Consider the following 22,083-nt stretch of genomic DNA (forward strand, 5'->3'; position numbering starts at 1 on the left):
TTTTGCTTTAATCGTGTATACTGAATCTTACCTTGAACGGAAAGTTAGTTTACGCCTTTGAAAACGTTAAAAAAATACTCGAGTGCATGGATTGCTGCCTGCTGTTTGTTGTCAGCGCCTAGCTATGCTGATTACACCAAACCAACGGTTGAAGAGCTGCGAATTGCCAAAGCAAAGCAGGCGATGCCTACTGTTGTCAGTCAATTAGCTGATCGGGTTGCTGAGTTTGACGATCAAATAAACAAAGCACGTAAATATACGACCTTAATGCAGTTGGTCTTACGTCATAGCGATTTGCTTTGGCGTGATGCAGTGCAAAGTTATAAATCAGCCAATGATCAAGACGATAGAGCCCTGTATTGGGCGCGGTTACAAATGAGCGAATCGCTACGCGGCGCTAGCGCATTTCAATCGCTACTACCAGAGCAACAAGCGAAGCTTTTATGGCAGTTTGAGTTATTATCTCGCGGTCAGATGGATGTAAAATTTGATCGCAACACACAAAAGCGTATTTTGATCACCGGTTTTGATCCTTTCTTTTTAGATAGGCACATCAATCAATCAAATCCATCGGGCGCTACCGCCTTAGCATTAGACGACGTTGTGATCAGTAGTAAAGGTGTTAGCGCGGAAATTGAAACCTTAATTGTGCCCGTGCGCTTTGCCGATTTTGATCAAGGTATGATTGAAACCATACTAACGCCTTATTTTAAAGAGCAAGCCGTCGATATGGTGGTGACCATTAGTATGGGACGTGAGCACTTTGATTTGGAACATTTTCCGGCGCTAAGACGCAGTGCTAAGGCACCTGATAATTTAAATGTATACACTGGCGCAACAAGCGAAAATCCACTAATCCCGCTACTAAACAACAAGCCACTAGCTGGCCCTGAGTTTGTGGTCTATTCACTGCCATATCAAGCCATGCAAAAAGCAACAGGGCAATTTAAGATCAACGATAATCGCTTTGTGCAAACACTAGCAAAAGGTGAGTTTTATCCCAGTGATTTAGCCGAGCTAAATAATGAAACTTCTGTGCAGGGCTCTGGCGGTGGTTATTTGTCTAACGAAATATCGTATCGCAGTATTTTATTGAGAAACGATTACGCGCCGGTAATGCCTGTTGGCCATATTCATACGCCGAAAATAAAGGCCTATGAGCCGCAAAAAACACAAGCCATTATTGAGCAAATTAAGCGAATGTTAGGTTTAGCGATTAGTGAAATTTAATACTTTTTAAGTGATAAAACGGCACTTTATTTAAGTACTAAGTATCGGCGGTTGATCTTGACACAACAAAAAGGGAGCTGATGCTCCCTTTTTCGTTAGTAACCAAAATTTTGGTTAGATGCTGTTGGTCACATCAACTGACAGTTTTAGCATTTGCCCCGGTTGTAGGTAGTCTTTACGGCTAATGCTATTCCAGCGCTCTATTTCTTTGATGCTGACATTAAATTTGTTAGCAATGCGAGAAAATGAATCACCTTTTCTCACGCGATACGTGATATTGCGCATCACAGCTTGTTCGGTTGCTAGGTGTTTGTTATTCGTTGATTTTTGCCAAATCACTAGCTTTTGACCCGGCTTAATAAAATCTCTTGGCGCCATGCCATTCCACTTGGCAATGCTTTTGGTTGAGACTTTATATTCATTGGCAATGTCCCATAGGGTGTCGCCTGATTTCACCGTGTAGTTAATCTTAGTGCCAGCGCGAGTGCGATTTTGCTTAGACGCTAAACGCTGCTCTTGGCTTAAGATATAGCTATCTAGTGATTGTGTTGCCACCGGAATGAGTAAGTATTTGCCGGCGCGAATTTGAGATCCTTTAATATCGTTAACCTGTTGAATTAGCGTAACATTGGTATCAAATTTGTTGGCGATTTTGATTAAGCTATCACCTTCTTTGATCTTGTAACGCTGCCAAGCTAAGCGATCTTGATCGGTCAATTTTGCTAAGCCGGCATTAAAAGTTTCAACCTTGGTTTCAGGTAATAATAAGTAGTGAGGGCCGTCAGGATCGGTTGCCCAGCGATTGAAGCCAGGGTTTAATCGTTGCAATTCACCGAGCGATAAGTCCGCTAATTGTGCTGCTTTAGCCAAATCGAGTTGCGAGCCAATATCGACCTTAGTTAGCACGCTTTGGTTTTCAATCTCGTAAAGTTTAATACCAAATTCATCGGGACGTTTTACGATATCGGCTAATGCCAATAGTTTTGGTACATAGGCTCGGGTTTCTTTCGGTAAATCAAGCGACCAAAAATCCGTTGGTTTATTCTTGCGAGCGTTATTGCGCATTGCTCGACGAACACGGCCTTCACCCGAATTATAGGCAGCAAGCGCTAATAACCAGTCTCCGTCAAAAAACTCGTTTAAATATTTTAGGTAGGCAATGGCACCTTGGGTTGATGCAATAACATCGCGTCGACCGTCATACCACCAGTTTTGCTTCATGCCGAAGCGCTTACCTGTGCCCGGAACAAACTGCCACATGCCAGAAGCGCGACCATGAGAGTAGGCGAATGGGTCAAAAGCACTTTCCACCACAGGTAACAGTGCAATCTCCATTGGGATATCATTTTTCTCTAATTCTTCTACAATGTAGAACAAGAATGGTTCGGCGCGTTTAGCCACGCGATCAAGATAAGACGGGTGTCTAACATACCAGTCGCGTTGAGCTTTCAGTCTCGCGTTTTCGTCAATCGGAAAGCTCAAGCCAGATCTTATGCGTTGCCAGATATCGTTGGTGACATCGACATCTTGGTCGCCCAATGTAAATTCAATATCAGCAACTGGATGTATAACGTCAGCATTAGGATCAGCTAAAATTGCTTGATTAATTTCATCTGGACTAGCGATATCTACTAGAACATCCTGCTGATCAGCGTCATTGTTACTGGTCATTAATGAGGTTGTTTGACAACCGGTTAACAACATAGCAGAGGCAATTGTTATTTTCAGTGGGGAGAATATGTACTTCATTGATATATTTTTCATTGCTTGAACCTAGCAAGTGTTACCGATTTGTTGCATGAATTCAAGCGTATTTACACGTTATCTTTCCATTGCCTAATGGCGGCAAAGGTCTCTATAGAGGTGGTGATAATCGCGTTTTTATAGTCACTAGCTGCTTGTTGTATTTGCGGCAAATGACAACGCAAAAATGGATTAATGGTTTTTTCAAGCCCAATCGTTGACGGTAACGTTGTTTTATCTTGTTTTCTCGCCTCTACGACTTGATTGTAATAGTTTAGTATGTCGAGGTTATTGGGCTCTACCATCAAGGCAAAGGTTAAATTCGCCAGCGTATACTCGTGGCTACAATAGACCTTTGTCGTGTCTTTGAGCTGGGCTAATTGCGCTAATGATTGGCTCATTTGCGCTGGCGTACCTTCAAATAATCTGCCACAACCGGCTGAAAACAAGGTGTCGCCACAAAATAACGAGGCGTCATCAACATAACCAATATGACCCAGTGTATGACCGGGTAGGGCGATAACCTTAAATGTTGTGTTGAATTGCTCCAATACAATCGTTTCGTTGCCCACTAAAGGGTGGGTTGTGCCACTGATTTCATTGAGCTTTGGTGCGTATACTCGAGTCGCCTGATCGCGTTGCTCATTGTATTCAATCAACGTGCTTAGCCCACCAATGTGATCATGGTGATGATGAGTAATTAAGATGTCAGTGAGTATTAGGCCGTGTTGCTTCAAATAATTAATACACACATTAGCGTCACTAGGGTCGACAATAACAGCGTATTGTTGATTTCTTAACAGCCAAATATAATTGTCGTTAAAGGCTTTAATCACATCAATTTGATAAGCAGTTGTTGGCATAGACTATCCTCAGGCTAATTAGCGGGTTATTATCATCGATACAGTAATCGATATAATAACCGATATAGTCGCGAAATCGGTAACATTACGCTATGGAGTGTTTGCAAACGTTATGATGAAACCCGCGTTGTCATACAAAACGCCAATTCGCCCACATCGCTGGCAGGATATGCCAAACGGCGAAGCGATATTGTTTGAGATAAATAAGTCTTTATCGCCATGGTGGCAACGATTTTTTGGTTATCATTTGTTAAAGATTGGTGCGTTAAGCGGTGATATTTCAACGAAAGGCTGCGCGATTAAGCATCAAATGACGCTAAGCCAAGTTAAAGAGAATGCCCAGATCATTGGCGATCTCGATGAATTACCCTTGGTAAAGCATTCGGTTGATGTTTGTGTGTTAGCTCATGCCTTGGAGTTTAGTATTGATCCTCATCATGTCGTGCGCGAAGCATCAAGGGTATTGATCCCCAATGGCTATTTAGTCATAACCGGCTTTAATGCGATCAGCCTAGCTGGCCTTAATTGCTTTTTACCCGTTAGACGACAAAAAACACCGTGGAATGGCCGCTTTTTTACCCCGATGCGAGTAAAAGACTGGCTTAATTTGATGGGCTTTGAGATTTTATCTGATGAGCGGTTATTACACAGTCCACTTGCTTATGAGATGAGTAATAACCTGGTGACTAAAAAATGGCAGCAAATCATGCACACGTTATTGCCAAGTTTCGGCTCTGTTTACGTGATTGTCGCTAAAAAACGCGAATGGCCGCTCACACCCATTAAACCGAAAGTGCGGATCAGGCCAAGTTTTGCGCCGGTTAAAGTATCAACCATGAATCCGCCGCAATGTAAAAAGTAGCCCTTGGGTACTTAACATTAAAGAGATTTACTCAAGTATTAATTCATTTCTGATAACCTCAGTAACGCTAACGAGCGAATGAAGAGCATTGCGCTACAATACACCTGAGCATTGTTTGGTGATTTCGTCTTAAGGTCTTTGTTGCTCGTTTCAATCTCGACAGTAGATTGAAAATCTATTAAAAAGCAATTGTTTAGGTTTTGCTTATCGTGTTATTGTATTTTTTGTGTACTGATGTGGTTATATAAAACAAACGCATTTTTTGTAGGTTAGTACACAGACCAAGGATGGGCTCTATATATCTCTCCACCTGATGTTTTAATCAAATGCGAGCAAAGACAGAGTATTAGCAGTTCTTTAATTAAATAGTGACTTTAACTGTTTAGCCTTGCACGCTAGTGCTTGTATTTGTGCACAATTTTATAACGACTTGACATGATAAAGGAGAAGTCAGTGAAGTATGCGTTGTTATTCATTTTTCTAACTGTTATTCAATTTATTTTACCTGCTAAAGGGGTTAGCCAAGGTTTGACGACACTGCCGGATAAGGTTGAGTTTATTCGGTCAATAAACGGGGTAAATGAATATAAATTAGCCAATGGTATCCAAATTCTATTGGTCAAAGATACTAATACTAAATATGTCGAGCTTGACGTTATTTATCATGTGGGTTCGATGCAAGAAGCGCCAAATCAAAAAGGTCTGGCGCATTTATTGGAGCATTTATTACATAGAACCAACCGAACCGATGTCACGGTTGCAAAAACAGATCTACTTAAAAAAAATATCGAGAGCAATGCGACAACTCGGTATGAACAAACCACATATCATCACAAGTTTACTATATCGGATGAAAAAGTCGCGTTAGTACTACAGTATGAAGCTGAGCGCTTGATAAATGCTAACTTTACAGACGAGGCGTTAAGGCTCGAAAAAGCCATTGTTTTAGATGAATTAGCAAGCAGAACGAGTGGTACATTATGGGTAATTCTTGACGCACTTTTTAAGGCCGCCTACCCACACAGTAATTATGGTTACCATGTTGTCGGCACGAAAGCTGATGTTCAAGCGCTAGAACTAGCAAATGTTAACGCCTTTTTTAACGACTACTACCACGCCAGTAATATGACGATACTGGTAAAAGGTAACTTTGATGATTTCGCCACGTTAACCACTATTCAGCAATTGTTTTTAAAAGCCCCGATAAGCGAGCAGCCGAATACCGAGCACAACCATAACCATAACCAAAACCAAAACCAAAATAGCGTTAACGTTACCCAATCGCCAAACCAAGCGGTTAGTATTGCTCACCACATCGATATTTATGGCTCAGGTAACGAGCAGGTATTAACCTTAGCTTTTAAGCTACCAACCTTTAACAGTAAAGATTATACCAAGTTAACTGTGTTATCAGAGTTTTACTATCGCTATGTCAAGCAACAACTGGCTGAGCTTTTCCCTGACGAAGTACCAACTATTAGTAAACAGACGCTAACAGATAAACAGCGCACGCTATTTTTCTTGCTAATAACCGGCAATATTGATGAAGCGAAAAAAGCGCAAATCTTGCAGGTGCTTGATCACATCGATTGGCAGAGTATTGTCGCTAGCCAAGCAATCAATATAGCAGTAGCTAGCTTTCAGGTAATGAATGATCGAGAGAAAAGCTTACAGCACTATCTTGCTTTGGGTGACTACCGTTATGCTTTTTACCTAAAAGACGAGCGCCTTGGTGATTACACTTTTTGGACGGAAGATATCTACAGAAAGCAAGATGAACAACAACTCGCTAAGTTAGCGTTATTAATGACTCACTATTTCGGCAATGAACATAGGATCACAGTAAGCTACAACCCAAGCCAAAGTGATAACACACGCGAAGTTAGGCCTCAAAGTAAGCGTGATATTTTGGCTCGATACGATAGTAGCCAATATGAAAAAAACGACGTGAATATTGATGCGCCTGTGCGCAATGAGTATTTATTACAAAATGAAATTGAAACTAGGGTGTTTAATTATCAGTGGCCAGAGGGTGGTGAACTTACTTTTTATCAATCGCCAGTCGCCTTTAAAAAGTTTTATTTATTACAACCGATCTCAAAAGTGTTTGATCGAAAAACCTTCGAACTGATCAAGCGATTTGATTTATTGAGTCTATTAGAAACTAGCCAAGCATGTGAGCATTTTAGCGAGAGCGTAAGTTTAATGAACGACAACTACTTGTTAGTAGAGGTTAACACCGCGGCCCTAGCAGAGAACATTGACGCTCAAGATTTGCGTTGTCTGCTCTCACCAGTGTTAGCTCCTTCAATCGATAACAAAAAGTTTACTGCGTATATTCAGCAAGCTAGAGATAATCACGAATATAAGAAAAATACCATTGCCCATAGCCTGGGCTTACAGTACCTACATCAATATTCAGACAATCAGTTAGCGCAATTATCTGCTATTAGCGCTGAGCAGGTGATTAAATTTTTAGCCGATAATACTGACTCGTTTGCGCAAGCTCATATCATTATGTCAGCAGGTTTGGTACCAGATGATGTAAATCAAGCAGTGAAAAACTTCTTTTTAGAGAATAAGTTACTCGCGCGGCAAAAGGTTGAAGTAAACAATACTATTGAAGCTAAACAGCAGCAGCAAAGTGGCGAGCAATTTACCAAAACACTTTACCAAGCCAATAAACTCAATAGCGAGATAAACTTGAGTAATCGCATTAGCTTGAGCCGCTATCACGACGATTTTATCGCGCTAAAAGTTGCGACTAAGCTATTAGGAGGGGGCGAAAACACACAGTTATGGCGAAGTTTACGAGAAGATCAGGGCCTAACTTACTATGTCCAAAGCCAGTTATATGCTGATAATAACGATTTAGTTTTGCTACTCACCGACGTTACTACGGCAAACGAAAATCGACAAAAAGTTATCGATAAATACAAAGAGACAATCGCTTTTATCAGCCAAAATGGTTTTAACGCGGATGACTTCGAGGTATTAAAAGCACAATTATTAGACGATAAAGTATTTGAGACACATGAAGTGCATAAAGCTTTACTTGAAAGCGTGATGACTAAGCAGCCACTATTTCATCAGCAAAACAAAGAAAAGGCGATATTAGCGCAACTCACGCTAGCAAAAGTAAATCAAGTGTTTAATCGCTATATCGCGCCATTAGAGCCGAATATTATTATCCTGCAAGCCGAGCCTTTAGCAAACAAAAAACGCTTAAGCATGGTCAACGATGGTTTGATTCAATCGGTTAGTTAACTTACTATCTCAAGCTCTGGGTTAATAATAAGCAGCCAAGCGCTAGCACACATGATTTTGAACACTGCTTAATGGAAAAAAGGAGACCACTTGGGTCTCCTTTTTGTCATTTTAATAGCTAACAATTAAGCGGTGAGCTTAAAACTTGTAGCTTGCTTTAATGTACGCAAAGCGGCCTTGACCACTGTGAACATTCACGGCAAAGCCCATGAAGTCATGGTAAGCCATTGGTGGTTCTTCATTAAATAAGTTAGTTGCACCTAAAGTTAATACCGTGTTTTCAATACCGAAGTAATTGATTGCCGCATCAACCGTTGTCATTGAACCAACTTTTGGCATGCCGGTCGTTTGTACCGAAGCTTCTTGCTCAAACGCATCAATGTAGTTAATTGCCATATTTGCGTTGAAGTCGTTTTGTGTCCAATCAACAGAGGCTGTCCATCTAAACTCTGGTTGTTCGAAGTCACCTTCTTGAGCGTCGATACGCGTGCCACCGTTTTCACCTGGGCGTCTATCTTCGTACTCAAGCACGTAGTTTAATACGTAGCCAAATCTGAACTCACCGTAGTCACTGGTTAACAAGTAACGCAAGTCTAAATCTAAACCTGAGGTATCTAAGTCACCAATATTTTGGAAGCCGTCGTTAATCGTAACCACTTGGCCCGGATCGTTTGGAATAGCCGTTGGAATACGAACCACTACGTTTGGATCTAAACCTTGTGTATCCATTAAGAACTGGGTGTCAGAGTCGATAATGTCTTCAATTGAGTAGTTGTAGTAATCAAGTGAGAAGTTCAAGTTATCTGTGATGTTGTAAACAACACCTAAGTTGTAGCTTTCTGACTCTTCTGGTTGTAAGTCTGGGTTACCTTCAAATACCGCTGTGTATTCTTGTGGCTCACAAGCGCGATCTTGGTTACCAATCGCGGCACAACGCAAGGTATCGACTAAGTTTGGTGACTCGTCGGTACGACCTAAGCCCATTTGGTGTAATGACGGCGCTCTAAACGCTGTACCCCATGAACCACGAAGATTTAAATCTTCTGTTGGCGACCATAAAAATGATACTTTCGGGTTAGTCGTTGAGCCAAAGTCAGAGTAATCTTCGTAACGCACGGCCATTTGTACTTCTAATTCATCAAGTACAGGGATGGCTAATTCACCAAAGATCGACATGTTGTCACGTGAACCATTAGCTTGCGTTGCTTCTGTACCAAATACTTCACCGCGTAGGAATTGATCGTCTGGGTTGTCAGAGATTGATTCTTCACGATATTCTGCACCCACCGCTAAGAGTAAATCACCGTGGCTCATTTCCATTAATGGCCCTGAGAATTTCACATCGAGTGTACGGTTAGTTGATTTACCAACACGGGTGGTGGTTGTCTCAATGTAATCTAACGATTCTTGTGAGTTGCTTGACGGCTCAAACGGGTCCCATAAGCCTGAATCAATCGCTTCTTGCGTACGACGAGAGTTCGGGAAACCATTAACGCCGCGCTCTACTGATTCACTCTTAATGTAGCTATATGCTGCTTCCCAGCTCCACTCATTAATTTCACCTTGAATACCTAAAATGGCACGGTAGTAATCGGTATCAACGCGCTTTTCACGGTTACCAATATCAACCGTACGGCGACGCATGGTTAAGTCTTGTTGGTAAAACTCGTGAGTTGGCATATCAGCAAATGGGTGGTTGATGTTGTCACCGTCCATTGTTAGCTCGTTAAAGCTCGGGCTACCAGCACCGCGAATGGTTGATTTTGAGTTTTGACCGTTTAACTCAGCAAATACTCGTAAGGTGTCATTTACTTCATATTTACCCATGTAGTTATAGCTAAAGCGCTCGGTCGCTGGGAACATTGTCATGTGAGGCGCATAGTCGTAACGACAAAGGTTGTTGGCTAAGTCAGTATCTTCGGGAGAACAAACATCATTACCAAAGGTGTCGATAATACGGTTTGATGGATCTGCCGCTAGTGCGATAGTGCCAGGAATACCCGATGAACTTCTGAAGTCTGTGGTATATGGATCGTTCGGGCGAAGCGCCGTTTGATTTGCCGACTTTGCGTAATCGCGATCGGCGTATAATACTTCTTCGCGTTTGAAGTAATCTAAAATAAACGTGTGGCTAGCCTTATCACTTGAGGTACCAAATACCATTGATAAGTTTTGTTCTTCACCGCCGCCATCGGCTGTGTCACCCCATTTGCCCGATAGTTCGACACCTTCTACGTCATCGCGTAAAACAATGTTGATTACACCGGCAATAGCATCAGAGCCGTAAGTTGCAGAGGCACCGTCTTTTAGGATGTCAACGCGCTTAATAGCAGATACTGGAATGTTGTTGATGTCAACGAAGGCAGTATCAATGCCTTTAGCAAATGGGCTCACTGATACGCGGCGACCATTGACTAAAATTAACGTTGAATCTGCGCCTAAGCCACGCAGTGAAACACTCGAACCACCGTTAGCGGTATCGTCACTTGAGTTAGCTTGGGTAGAGAAGGTGCCTTGGCCTGAAATCGGTAACTTAGCGAATAAGCCGATTAAATCAGTAACACCTGTTTTTGCAATATCATCAGCAGATAAGCTAGTGATAGGCGATGGGCCTTCCATATTGGTTCGCTTGATGTGCGAGCCAGTTACTTCAATGCGCTCAATTTCTTCTGCAGCTACAGCAGCTTGGCTAGCGATAAGTGCTGATGAGATTGAAAGCGCGAGTGCGGTCTTTTTAGTAAACCTTAACATGTTATATTCCTTATAATATTTCTTTTATCCGTCAAATACTGCTTTCGAAAAATCGATTAGATGACAAAGTGTGCAGTTGCACTAAGCATCTTGCCTGTCAAATATTAATAAAATACTTACTAAATGTAAGATTTTATTTTTACATTGAGATAACAAGTGCTTAACTTATATTACGATGGGTGTCGTAATTTGCAAGCGGGGAAATATTTTTAACGTGTTGTTTATTTTGAATTTAAGTTAAAATGTCAGCAAATCATTACAAAATTGAGCCAAACATGAAAACTAGCGCACTGATTAACTATCTTGATGAATTACTACAAGCTTCGCAGATCAAAGACTTTTGCCCAAATGGGTTACAGGTACAAGGATCTGAGCAAATTAATAAGATTGTTACCGGTGTAACGGCCTCACAAGCATTAATCGACCAAGCAATCGAAGCACAAGCCGATGCGTTATTGGTGCATCATGGTTATTTTTGGAAAAATGAACCAGCGCCACTTACCGGCATGAAGTTTGAACGAATTAAAAAGTTAATCGATAACAATATTAATTTGATCGCTTATCACTTGCCCTTAGATATACATGGTGAATTGGGTAATAACGCTCAACTTGCTAAATTACTCAATATTGAGGTTACAGGCCCTCTAGAAGTTGGCAACCCATTTAGCGTAGCTGTTCAAGGCGAGTTGCCAGAGGCGTTATCTGGTGAGGTTTTTGCTCAGCGAATTAATCAAGCGCTTTTACGTAAAGCACTACACATTTCACCGCCATCAAACAAAACCATCAAGACCGTGGCATGGTGTACCGGTGGTGGCCAAGGTTATATCGATTTAGCTGCTCAGCAAGGTATTGATGCCTTTATTAGTGGTGAAGTTTCAGAGCAAACCACGCATATCTGCCATGAAATGGATATGCACTTTTTCGCCGCTGGCCATCATGCAACAGAGCGCTATGGCGCGAAAGCGCTAGGTGAACACCTCGCTGAAAAGTTCGACCTCGACGTTCAATTTATTGATATTAATAATCCGGTGTAGCCTGTTGGTTGGAAAGTGGGAAGGTTGGAAGGTAGGAAAGTTGGAAGGTAAGAATGTAGGAAGGTAAGAATGTAGGAAGGTTGGAAGGTAGCTAAAACTTTAGAACCTTAGAACCTTAAAACCTTAGAACATATGCGTGCTTCAGCTTCACGTCTTCAGCCACTGCCACAATTGGCCTAGGCTTTCATATAATGCACGTGTCGACTTTTCCAGGGCACTAGGTCTTGGCAGGTAATACCCCAAATTTTTTTCACCATAAAAGTCTTTGACTAAAAAGTGTGTCGGTGCAGGCGTTACATCAACGCCATAGTGCTCAAAATATTTCACTGCCCTTGGCATGTGGTTGGCGCTCGTTACCAATATAACGCCTTTCCCTTGCACGCGAGGGGCGATTAACTGAGCTTCTTCTTCGGTGTCTAATGGATAGTTTTCCGTTAATATTTTACTGCTAGGTACACCAAGCTCGATAGCGGCGCGTTTAACCATTTGCGCATTGGAAATACGCTCGTCAAAGTTTGAGCCTGAAGTGATAATCGTTAAATTGGGTTGGAGTCGATACAATCTAACCGCTTCAACGACACGGGCCAAAGAACAATCCTTCAATTGACTTAACGCAGGCATGGTTTCATCGCTAGTATGTGCACAGCCCAGTACAACAATGTATTCACTATTTTGTGGGATGGTATTTAGGGCATCGTATTGCTGTTCAAAAGGGTAGAGTAACCGGTCGGCAATCGGTGGCATTGATCCTAACAGGAAAACGACAAAACCAAGGCATAGTGTTCTAAAGCTCAATTTGGGTTTTGCTTTATAAAAAATAATAGCGAGTAGCAAAAATATGAGGATCAGGCCGGTAGGGCTAGCGAACATGCCGAAGAGCTTTTTTAAGGTAAAAAGGAAATCCATTATTATACCAAAAACTTAAGTTAATTATTAACTTAGACTATATCAGGGTATGGCTGAAAAACCATCCCCTTAATATAGATGGCACTATTTTATTACTTTTGCTGCTTTTAGCGCGTCGATTTGCTCTGGACTATAGCCACATTCTGATAAGACTTGCTCAGAGTGTTTACCTAATGTTGCACCAGTAAATTTGTATTGCGCTTCGCCAGAGGAGAATTTAATTGGGCAAGCGATTTGTTTGATCGGTGCTGCGTTGTTATTTTCCACTTCAACGATCATATTACGTGCTTGTATTTGCTCGTGTTGGCATGCTTCATTAATTGATAAGGTTGGCTCAACGCAGGCGTCTATTTCGGCAAAAACCTTTTGCCACTCGGCGAAGTCTTTGGTCTTAAACGCTGTTTTGAGCGCATCTACTAATGGTGCTTGTGAGGATTGACTGTAATCTAAACCATTTTCAAACAACTCGGGGCGGCCAATTACATCACATAATCTTTTCATAAACGGTGGTTCAAGCCCTCCTACAGAGAAGTATCTACCATCTTTGGTTTCATAGTGGTTGTAAAAGCTACCACCGTTTAACACCATGGATTCACGAACAGCATCAACGCCAGCACCAGCGGCTTCAGCGCCAGCCATTGCGTTTAAAGCAAAGGCTGCATCCGTCATGCTAATATCAAGGTATTGGCCTTCACCTGTTTGCGTGCGATGCACAACCGCCGCTAAAATACCTGTTACTGCGTGCATAGAGCCACCAGCGACATCGGCTATTTGAAAGCCGACTGGCAGTGGGCCTTCATGTTTTTTGCCGGTATAACTGGCGAGGCCTGAAATGGCCAAGTAGTTAATGTCATGTCCCGCTCTACCTTTATAAGGGCCCGTTTGGCCGTAACCGGTTACTGAACAATATATCAGGGCTGGGTTAATGGCTTTTAACGCATCGTAATCAAGGCCTAAACGCTCCATTACCCCAGGTCTAAATTGCTCAACGACAATATCATAATCCATCACCAGTTTTTTGATGATCTCGATGGCTTCAGGCGACTTCAAATCAAGCCCAAGAGAGCGCTTTGAGCGATTAAGGGTTTTGTGAACATAAGATACGCCATCGCTATCTTTTTCGCCCAAGTGTCGCGTGAGATCTGCGCGGTTCGGCGCTTCCACCCTAAGCACATCGGCGCCTAAATCCGCTAGCATCATAGTGGCAAATGGCCCAGGTAACAATGTTGAAAAGTCGAGTACCTTTAATGAGGATAACAACATAGAAAAACTCTTTATAACGATTTAGCAACTTACACTCTATGCAAGAGTGGCAAACACAACAAGTGTTAAATAACACCTCTAGATTAACAATTTTGACCTTTGCCTAGGCTTTTCTTTAGGGTGGTTGTTAATTCGTTGGTAACGCATGGTTAATTCTTTAGGGCTGCTATTTTAAGCCATGGTGCTTAGGTGTTGCGTTGCTACTGTAGGTCGTCAATTAACGAACTAAATGTCAATTAAACGGTGCTTTTTTGTTATTGGGCGGGTTTTGACTAAGTTCTATGATGAATTTACATGAGAGAGTTAGGGACGTGTCACCTGTGTTAGGGGTTTTGTGGGGAATGCTAGAAAGTTAGCGAACGACAACCTAATACCGATGTGGTAACGCTATATGTTACCGCTAAAGCGAGACCAAAATAAAAATAGCTAAGGTCACACGCGCTGGATACTTCCTAATAATTATTACAATAAGAGCAGAGTTAGAGATTATGATTTTTACACAAGCAATCGAACGTAATGCCAACCTTTATGCTAATCATACCGCGACTATTTTTAATGGTCGCAAGCATTCTTGGGCAGAGGTTAAGCAACGCATCAGTAAATTGGCAACAGGTATTTTAAGTCAAGGGGCCTCCCCAGGTGATCGCGTAGCGATCTTAGCGCTTAATTCTGATCGTTATCTTGAATATTACTATGCATGTGCTTGGGCTGGTGTTGCAATGGTACCACTGAACATTCGTTGGTCGGTGAGTGAAAATCAATATGCTTATAATGATTCTGGCGCAAAAATGTTATTTGTTGACGATATGTTTTTGCCGACGGCTTATGACATTGCACCTGCTCATCCGTTAATTTTTATGGGGGAGCAAGCTACGCCAGAGAGTATGGTTAGCTACGAATCGCTCGTTGATAATGCAACTGAAATGCCTGCTCACGACGCTCAACCGACCGATATGTTAGGGATTTTCTACACTGGTGGTACAACTGGCTTTCCTAAAGGGGTGATGCTCTCACATCAAAATGTTTGGAGTAGCTCTTTTTCTATTTTAATGGAGTTAAGGTTAAAAGAGCGTGAACATCCAGTGATGATGGTTGCTGGTCCAATGTTCCATTTAGCTGCAGGCGCTATGTGTTGGGCGAGCGTTATTGGTGGTATCACCATTACCATTATTCCTGCTTTTGATGTCGAGCAAGTACTTCATGTAATCGCGCGTGACCAGGTTACCGATACATTACTCGTCCCAACAATGGTTAATATGTTGTTGGCCGATGAAAAACTCGCCGATGCTGATTTATCTAGCTTACAGCAAATTATTTATGGTGCGTCACCTATGCCTGAAGGGACGTTGTTGGAAGCGATGAACAAGATGCCTACCGTGGGCTTTTGTCAAGCTTATGGTCAAACTGAAATGGCACCCGTTTGTTCGGTCTTACCACCTGAGTATCATGTCCTTGAAGGTGAAAAAGCTGGTCGAATTCGTTCAGCTGGTCGAGTGACTTACACACTTGCATTGGCGATTAAAGATGAAAACGGCAAGGATTTAGCGCCAAATGAAGTGGGCGAAATTTGTGTTAAAGGCGCTAATGTTATGATGGGCTATTGGAACAAAGAAGAGCAAACACAAGCGGCAATTAAGGATGGTTGGTTACACAGCGGCGATGCTGGTTATGTCGACGAAGAAGGGTTTATTTTCCTTGTTGATCGCGTTAAAGATATGATTATCTCAGGTGGCGAAAACGTATTCTCTGCTGAAGTTGAATCAGCCGTGTCTAAACACCCTGCGGTGCATGAAGTAGCGGTTATCGGTATACCATCGGTTGAATGGGGCGAAAGCGTCCACGCTATTGTGCGACTTAAACCTGAGCATAGCTGTGCAGAGCAAGAATTAATTGATTTTTGCCGCGAATATATCGCAGGTTATAAAACACCTCGTTCGGTCGAATTCAGAACTGAGCCTTTCCCAATAACCGGCGCTGCGAAAATTCAAAAGAACGTCTTACGAGAGCCATACTGGCAAAACGAACAACAAAAAATTGGCTAGGGCGTTTTTCTTTTATCCTTTAGGGAGATTACCAATATTTATCACTATGTCATAGTCGGCGCTGGCAGCACCGGCGGTGTCTTAGCTCCCCGTTTATAGAAAAAACAAACAACAAGTTTTATCTGATGGACGCTGATGGTACTGATAAATCAATGTTAATTTCGTCAAATACCAATGCCCAACGATTACAATTGCAGAAAAAGCAGCAGATATGATTTTAGCTAGTTAAAAGGAGTTGTTATATGTATGACGAACCAATCACTTGTTGGGAAGATTTAGCTATAGGGCAAGTATACGAATATGGTGCGGTAAGTATTAGTGAGTCGGAGATCATTGAGTTTGCTAAGGCTTATGATCCGATGCCATTTCATATCTGCCCTGAAAAGGCTAAACAAAGCCCATTTGGTCAACTCATTGCAAGTGGTTTACACACGCTAAGTATCAACCAGCGGATGAGCTTTGATCATGTATTTAGCCAGTGGGCAGTAATTGCTGGTAAAGAGATCAGCCATTGCCAGTTTTTAGCGCCAGTCTTTGCGGACGATGTCTTAAGCGCGCAACTTACCATTACCGATCTAAAAACCTTAGGCAATAATGCAAGAGGTAGTGTTTATTTCTCCATTGTGACAAAAAATCAACTCAATCAGCCAGTACTCAGTATTCGCTGTGAAATGATTTTGGCCTGTAAATCAAGAGTATAAGTATTAGCCCTGAAAAAGCAGCTAAGCCGATAAATTTATCGTTAGGGCTGAATGTACATGAAAAACAACACGAGTTGTTTAATCAGGATACAACACCAACACTGTAAACGCATGAGTCGCCTGATTCCTCAGAACATGCTGTTAATAGCTAAGCTGATGAAGAGCAATCATACATGGTTCCAACACTTGTCAAAGGTATGAGCTTTGATGGTACATTAGGCTTTTGGCTTTCTAAGCAAGGGTAACCAATAAGTCACACCAAAGATCAAGGTGTTAATTAGGGCAGTAGAAAACTTAGGCTCAACCGCCAACAGGTTTTTCTTTACGGCGACAAATTCAGACGCGTGAATGACAATTAAAATAGCGGCGATAAGCATTAATTCATCCGCGTACATCGCAACGGGTGCGATAAACGGTGCAAACGCTGCCACGACATAAAAAATAACGGTGATGAGTTTTAATAGATTCAGAACAAATGGCATAACTTTTTCCTTTGATAATAATTTTTATTCTATGTTTTTTATTACGTTAACATGACTTAGTCGATAAAAAAATAGCCACCCTAGCGTGGCTATGTTCGAAGTCGTAATGTATCTGAGCTTTTAGCTTAATCCATAAAGTGGTAGCTAAACTGTAAGGTGTAAGTTGACGAAGGCATTGTTGCTACCTGATGAGAGCCCGTTAACAATGGCGTATCATTGTGGTAGTAGAAGTACTTTTCATCCGTCAGGTTACGGGCGATAAACGCAACATCCCAATCGCCATCTGGTGATGCTAAACGCATTGACAAATCAACCAGTGTAAAAGCGTCAACTTTTGACTCTGGATCTAAATCAGGTGCAGCGAAGAAGTCATCACTGTGATTCAGGTTTAATCGTGAGATTAAATCGTATTCACCTACTGTTGTCATATATTCTAAGCCAACGCTTGCCGTGAATTTAGGTACGTCTTGGTTGGTCTTGCCGCTTAGGTCATTGCCGCCAGCCGCTGCACATGCCGCTGCGTTAGCATAACCACCTTCAACCACTTGTAGCGCAGTACAGCCTGCATTTTCATATGAAACAAATTCAAAATCGATGTAACCGAAAGTAGAGTATACCGTCCAGTCATCAGATACTAGCCAAGTTAAATCAAGCTCTAAACCTTGTGAAGTTGCTTGGGCTGCGTTTGACACAATAAACGTGGTACCACCAGTAAACTGAGTGGTTTGCATGTTGTCATAGTCGGTGTCAAAGATTGCTGCATTTAAGGTTGCGGCACCTTCAGCTAAAACAAATTTACCACCAACTTCAAACGATGTTGCTTCTTCATCTTCATACTCTGCTTCTGCTGGATCAGCAGACATTGCAAACGAGTTAAATCCGCCACCTTTAAAGCCTTTTGAGTAGCTAACATATAAATTTGTATCTTGGTTAAGCGTCCAATTGAGGTTCACATTTGGCGAAAAGTGAGATTCATTGCGTTCGAGATCGTTAGCGTGAGGTGTCGCTTCAAGTACTGCGATACTCCAAAAGTAGTTTTCAATAGGATTGGTAATTGGTAGCCCATCACGGGTACCATTGCCAACACCACCAAATAAGCTGACCGCTTGAGTAGCCGTTTTATCTTCTTCTGAATAACGACCAGATAGCTCAAGTTTTAAGTTCTCTGTTAAGCCAATCCCCACTTGACCGAAAATCGCAAGCGTTTCAGAGTTTTGATCTAGAACGGCATAACGCGATGTTACATGGTGCTCAGGAAAAAAGCCTAAAGCGCCAAAAAAGGCTCCGCCAACCGCAGAGGTTTGATTTGTTGCGGTATCAGTAATACCTTCTGCAACCAGATCCGAGTCTTGATAATAAACGCCAAATAGATACTCAAAGCTATCGTTGTCTTGTGATACAAAACGCGCTTCTAAACTCGTTTGTTCGTAGTCTTCAAAATCTGAAAAATGAATAATTGGTAGTGGGCCGAAATCTGCGTCTAACGTGCGATCAAAGTCGTAATTAGATTGGGCCGCGATAAAGGTAAAGGTACCTGCGTCAGTATTGTAATTTGTTTTGAACGCATATTCGCTAAAGTTGGCATCAAATAATGCGACTTCTTCACCTTTATAACTTAAGCCGGGGTAGCCCATTTGAGAGCCTGTGCCAATATGATTGACGGTTCCGTCTTCTCCTAATGATTCAATCACGGGGGCTAATGGCCCAGCCAAAGTAGCCAGCTCCCACCAGATCCCTTGTTGTTCTTGAACACCTTGTTCAGCGCGAAAGTTGAAGCTAAGTGCATCATTCACTTCCCAATCTAGCATGCCGCGAATTGCCATATCGGTTTGAATAGAGCCTGTGCTGTTATCTATGGCATTTTTCATTAAACCTTTATCGTTATCATTGTATTTAAAGGCTAATCGACCTTTAACGCTACCATCATCACTGAGTGCGCCAGTAATATATCCTCGTGTTTCGATTTGCTGTTGCTGGGTTTCATAACCGACAGTAACTGAACCTTCAAAATCTTCACGAGCTTGGGCGGGGTTAATTGAAATAACACCTGCGATGGTATTTTTACCAAATAGCGCGCCTTGTGGGCCACGCAATACCTCAACAGTTTCTACATCGAGGAATGAAAATCGCGATTGAATCCCTCGACCGTGGAAAATACCGTCAACGAAAATACCGACAGATTGTTCACCACCGGCTTGAAGATCGGAATTGATCCCGCGCATAGAGATGGTATCTTGAATGGCGTTTGCTGAAATACTGACGTTTGGCAGACTTGATGACAGATCATCGAGCCGCTCTATCTTCATTTGTGCCATTTCTTCACCGCCGATAACATTCACCGACGCTGATACTTCTTGCAGTGTCTTAGGGCGCTTGGCACCTTTAACGACAATAACTTCGACTTCTTTTTCGGCACCTTCATTTTGTTGAGCAATACTCATAGCGCTGTAGCTTGTGCAAGCCAAAGCGGTAGATACTGCAAGACAAATTGGTGAGAACTTTCTTGTTTTAAGCATAACCCTTCCCCTGTGTTCATTGTTTTTTAGTAGGCGATTACCCGAGGGTTTTCGCCATTACTTTATGTTTTTTATTATTATTTTGTACTTGTTCATCTGATACTGCTGAATATCCAGCGTTTCATCAATAACATTTAAGTACATTTTTATTAACACAAAAATTGCTCAAAAAGTAAGCTTGGCAGAATAAGATTAGTATAAGGCAGAAATGGATAAAAATTTATTAACTAAATTACTTTGAGGTATTCCTTTCGGTATATGCCCGGTGTTACTCCGGTCCAGTTTTTAAATGCTCGAATAAAGGCGCCTGTTTCCGTAAAACCTGTTTTCTCAGCAATGTCTGCAATCGTGTAATTGGGTTGTTGCAGACAATAGAGAGCTAGGTCTTTACGAATAACATCCTTAATTTGCTGGTATGTATTCCCTTCGCCTTTAAGCTTTTGGCGCAGGGTTTTTGGCACCATGTGCAATTGCTGAGAAACATCCTCAAAGCGCGGAAAGTCTGGGCCGTCATGAGCTTCAATTATGCGTTTTACCTTGGTGGTAAAATTATCTTGATCAACGGGATTAGTTAAAATGTTATAAGGTGTTGTAGCGATATAGTCATCGAGATCGCTGTACTTTTTAACGATTGCCAAATTGAGAAAGCTGCGACTAAATCGAATAGATAATTTATCTTGATTAAATTCTTGTCGGCAGCCATACAACAGGGCGTACTCTGTGTGAAATGGCGGCGGTGAAAAATTAAACGTTACTGATTTTATTGGGATTTCCTTGCCTGTCAGCCAGCAACCGAAACGGTGGATACCACATAAGACAAAATCAGCAAGAAAATGGTAATCATCAAGTGATGGATCCTTTAGAACAAGTTCAAGAATGATGTCGTTACCATCTGGCACTAAGTTTATTTTATAGCCGTGATCAATATAGTTATATAGCCCAACCATTAACGTTAATCCTTGACCTAACGATTCAGCACTCATTGCTAATCTACTGGCATAAATAAATGCGCCATTAGGCAAAGCTTTACTTGATAGTCCTAAATTTTCATCCTGTAATACAGCCCATGCGTAGCGTGTAAAGCGCGTTAATACGCTAAAAGGTACTCGAGTGGTTAGGCTTTTTAACTCTTCTTTCTTGATATTAAACTTACTTAGGTATGGCCACGGATCAATTCCATTGCGCTCTAAACTCGTAACAAGCGCAGCGATGTAGTGAATTGATGTGGTTTTTTCTGTCATGGCAATTTTTCCGCTCAACAACCTTTTATAAGCTGACACCATCTTAATATGCTCTATCGTTAATGTAGGGTGATTTAAATTATTAATATGATGACATTCGTCTTCAAAATAGGCGCTTTACCGCAATTGTCAATTGATATGTTCTTTTATGTCATTGGGTAATGGCAATAGCTAGACAACACTGAAATCAAGATTTAAAGACACAACTGTGTTTTTACATAGGGTGAGTTAACGCTAAGTTGATGCATAACGATACAGTTCGCAGGGGCTTACAAGCATCTCGCCCTAACATCATGACAATAACTCGAAGGAATAATGATGTTAGATAAAAGTAAAATTGGCCACCAGTTTGAACCATTTTCAGCAGACGTTGAAAAGGGCCGAATAAAATTTTTTGCCCAATCAATTGGTGAAACAAATCCAGTTTATTTTAACGAACAAGCGGCACAAGAGGCTGGCTACAAAACCATTATAGCGCCACCGACTTTTCCTATGTCACTCGATTTCGAATCGCCAGCGTTTTTACCTGTTGTAGGTTTATTACAATTAGACATTGGCCGCATTCTACACGGTTCACAAACGTTTAATTATTATGGTCAATTGTATGCCGGCGATAGCATCAAAGTGACGTCAAAGATCAAAGATATTTTTGATAAAAAAGGTGGTGCGTTAGAGTTTGTTATCCTTGAAACAGATTACGTGAATCAAGATGACGAATTGATTTGCCAAGCAAGCCAAACATTAGTCTATAGAAACGGTTAAGGACCAAATGATGACAGATATTTCAATTGGAACACAGTTGCCGGCGTTAACTTTACCGGCGATAAACCGCACTACATTAGCCTTATTTGCAGGTGCCTCAGGTGATCATAACCCCATTCATATTGATATCGACTTTGCTAAAAGAGCGGGTATGGATGATGTTTTTGCTCACGGTATGTTGTCAATGGCTTACTTAGGCCGTTTGCTGACTAACTGGCAGCCACAGTCAAAATTACGCAAGTTTGAAACTAAATTTACTGCAATAACACAACTACGCGATGTTATTACTTGCAGTGGTGAAGTTATTGATGTGTTTGAGTACAACAATGAACCGTGCGCTAAAGTCGCCATTCAAGCAGCAAAAGATGATGGCACTAAAACGCTAGTTGGCGAAGCTGTCGTAGCTATTTAATTATTGGA

The 22,083-nt window shown here is 41.7% G+C and carries 16 protein-coding genes; 8 read left to right on the forward strand and 8 right to left on the reverse strand.

Annotation, left to right across the window (positions count from 1 at the left end):
• Positions 1-57 precede the first annotated feature (57 nt).
• Positions 58-1,230 (forward strand): hypothetical protein, encoded by a 1,173-nt coding sequence (locus LP316_RS09420; protein WP_226960706.1) that lies wholly within the window; start codon positions 58-60, stop codon positions 1,228-1,230.
• Positions 1,231-1,344: 114 nt separating this feature from the next.
• Here the strand turns inward: LP316_RS09420 and LP316_RS09425 are convergent, their stop codons facing one another.
• The gene (locus LP316_RS09425; RefSeq protein ID WP_193023862.1) at positions 1,345-2,979 is read right to left on the reverse strand and encodes a LysM peptidoglycan-binding domain-containing protein; all 1,635 of its coding nucleotides are present in this window, start codon (positions 2,977-2,979) and stop codon (positions 1,345-1,347) included.
• Between the two features lie 65 nt (positions 2,980-3,044).
• The gene (gloB, locus tag LP316_RS09430) at positions 3,045-3,836 is read right to left on the reverse strand and encodes a hydroxyacylglutathione hydrolase (RefSeq protein ID WP_193020747.1); all 792 of its coding nucleotides are present in this window, start codon (positions 3,834-3,836) and stop codon (positions 3,045-3,047) included.
• A 112-nt stretch (positions 3,837-3,948) separates the two neighbouring features.
• Between gloB and LP316_RS09435 the strand changes: the two genes are divergently transcribed.
• Both LP316_RS09435 and LP316_RS09440 read left to right on the forward strand, forming a co-directional pair.
• Positions 3,949-4,698 carry a class I SAM-dependent methyltransferase gene (locus tag LP316_RS09435; RefSeq protein WP_226960707.1) on the forward strand — a complete coding sequence of 250 codons (750 nt, stop codon included), beginning with the start codon at positions 3,949-3,951 and terminating at the stop codon, positions 4,696-4,698.
• 453 nt (positions 4,699-5,151) lie between these two features.
• Positions 5,152-7,965 carry a M16 family metallopeptidase gene (locus LP316_RS09440; protein ID WP_193020748.1) on the forward strand — a complete coding sequence of 938 codons (2,814 nt, stop codon included), beginning with the start codon at positions 5,152-5,154 and terminating at the stop codon, positions 7,963-7,965.
• A gap of 138 nt (positions 7,966-8,103) precedes the next feature.
• Here the strand turns inward: LP316_RS09440 and LP316_RS09445 are convergent, their stop codons facing one another.
• A complete protein-coding gene (locus LP316_RS09445) occupies positions 8,104-10,716 on the reverse strand; it encodes a TonB-dependent receptor plug domain-containing protein (protein ID WP_193020749.1) in 2,613 nt (870 codons plus the stop codon).
• Between the two features lie 275 nt (positions 10,717-10,991).
• On the opposite strand from LP316_RS09445, the gene LP316_RS09450 reads away from it, so the two are divergent.
• Positions 10,992-11,750 carry a Nif3-like dinuclear metal center hexameric protein gene (locus tag LP316_RS09450; RefSeq protein ID WP_193020750.1) on the forward strand — a complete coding sequence of 253 codons (759 nt, stop codon included), beginning with the start codon at positions 10,992-10,994 and terminating at the stop codon, positions 11,748-11,750.
• A 147-nt stretch (positions 11,751-11,897) separates the two neighbouring features.
• On the opposite strand, the gene LP316_RS09455 is transcribed toward LP316_RS09450, so the two are convergent.
• The gene (locus tag LP316_RS09455; RefSeq protein ID WP_193020751.1) at positions 11,898-12,656 is read right to left on the reverse strand and encodes a YdcF family protein; all 759 of its coding nucleotides are present in this window, start codon (positions 12,654-12,656) and stop codon (positions 11,898-11,900) included.
• Positions 12,657-12,740: 84 nt separating this feature from the next.
• Entirely contained in the window at positions 12,741-13,919 is a 1,179-nt protein-coding gene (locus LP316_RS09460) for a CaiB/BaiF CoA transferase family protein (protein WP_193020752.1), read from the reverse strand.
• 488 nt (positions 13,920-14,407) lie between these two features.
• On the opposite strand from LP316_RS09460, the gene LP316_RS09465 reads away from it, so the two are divergent.
• Complete coding sequence (locus LP316_RS09465) at positions 14,408-15,961, forward strand: long-chain-fatty-acid--CoA ligase (protein ID WP_193020753.1); 1,554 nt, start codon at positions 14,408-14,410, stop codon at positions 15,959-15,961.
• Between the two features lie 242 nt (positions 15,962-16,203).
• Positions 16,204-16,662, forward strand: coding sequence for a MaoC/PaaZ C-terminal domain-containing protein (locus tag LP316_RS09470; protein ID WP_193020754.1), 459 nt, complete (start codon positions 16,204-16,206; stop codon positions 16,660-16,662).
• A 215-nt stretch (positions 16,663-16,877) separates the two neighbouring features.
• On the opposite strand, the gene LP316_RS09475 is transcribed toward LP316_RS09470, so the two are convergent.
• From LP316_RS09475 to LP316_RS09485, 3 genes are all read right to left on the reverse strand, one after another.
• Complete coding sequence (locus LP316_RS09475; RefSeq protein ID WP_193020755.1) at positions 16,878-17,144, reverse strand: hypothetical protein; 267 nt, start codon at positions 17,142-17,144, stop codon at positions 16,878-16,880.
• Between the two features lie 125 nt (positions 17,145-17,269).
• Positions 17,270-19,660 (reverse strand): TonB-dependent receptor, encoded by a 2,391-nt coding sequence (locus LP316_RS09480; protein WP_193020756.1) that lies wholly within the window; start codon positions 19,658-19,660, stop codon positions 17,270-17,272.
• A 227-nt stretch (positions 19,661-19,887) separates the two neighbouring features.
• Positions 19,888-20,901 carry an AraC family transcriptional regulator gene (locus LP316_RS09485; RefSeq protein WP_193020757.1) on the reverse strand — a complete coding sequence of 338 codons (1,014 nt, stop codon included), beginning with the start codon at positions 20,899-20,901 and terminating at the stop codon, positions 19,888-19,890.
• A 318-nt stretch (positions 20,902-21,219) separates the two neighbouring features.
• Between LP316_RS09485 and LP316_RS09490 the strand changes: the two genes are divergently transcribed.
• Positions 21,220-21,663 (forward strand): MaoC family dehydratase N-terminal domain-containing protein, encoded by a 444-nt coding sequence (locus tag LP316_RS09490; RefSeq protein ID WP_193020758.1) that lies wholly within the window; start codon positions 21,220-21,222, stop codon positions 21,661-21,663.
• Positions 21,664-21,673: 10 nt separating this feature from the next.
• Positions 21,674-22,075, forward strand: coding sequence for a MaoC family dehydratase (locus LP316_RS09495; protein WP_226960708.1), 402 nt, complete (start codon positions 21,674-21,676; stop codon positions 22,073-22,075).
• The last annotated feature ends 8 nt before the right edge of the window (positions 22,076-22,083 follow it).

Origin of the sequence: Thalassotalea sp. LPB0316, from assembly GCF_014898095.1 — a bacterium.
Classification (GTDB): domain Bacteria; phylum Pseudomonadota; class Gammaproteobacteria; order Enterobacterales; family Alteromonadaceae; genus Thalassotalea_G.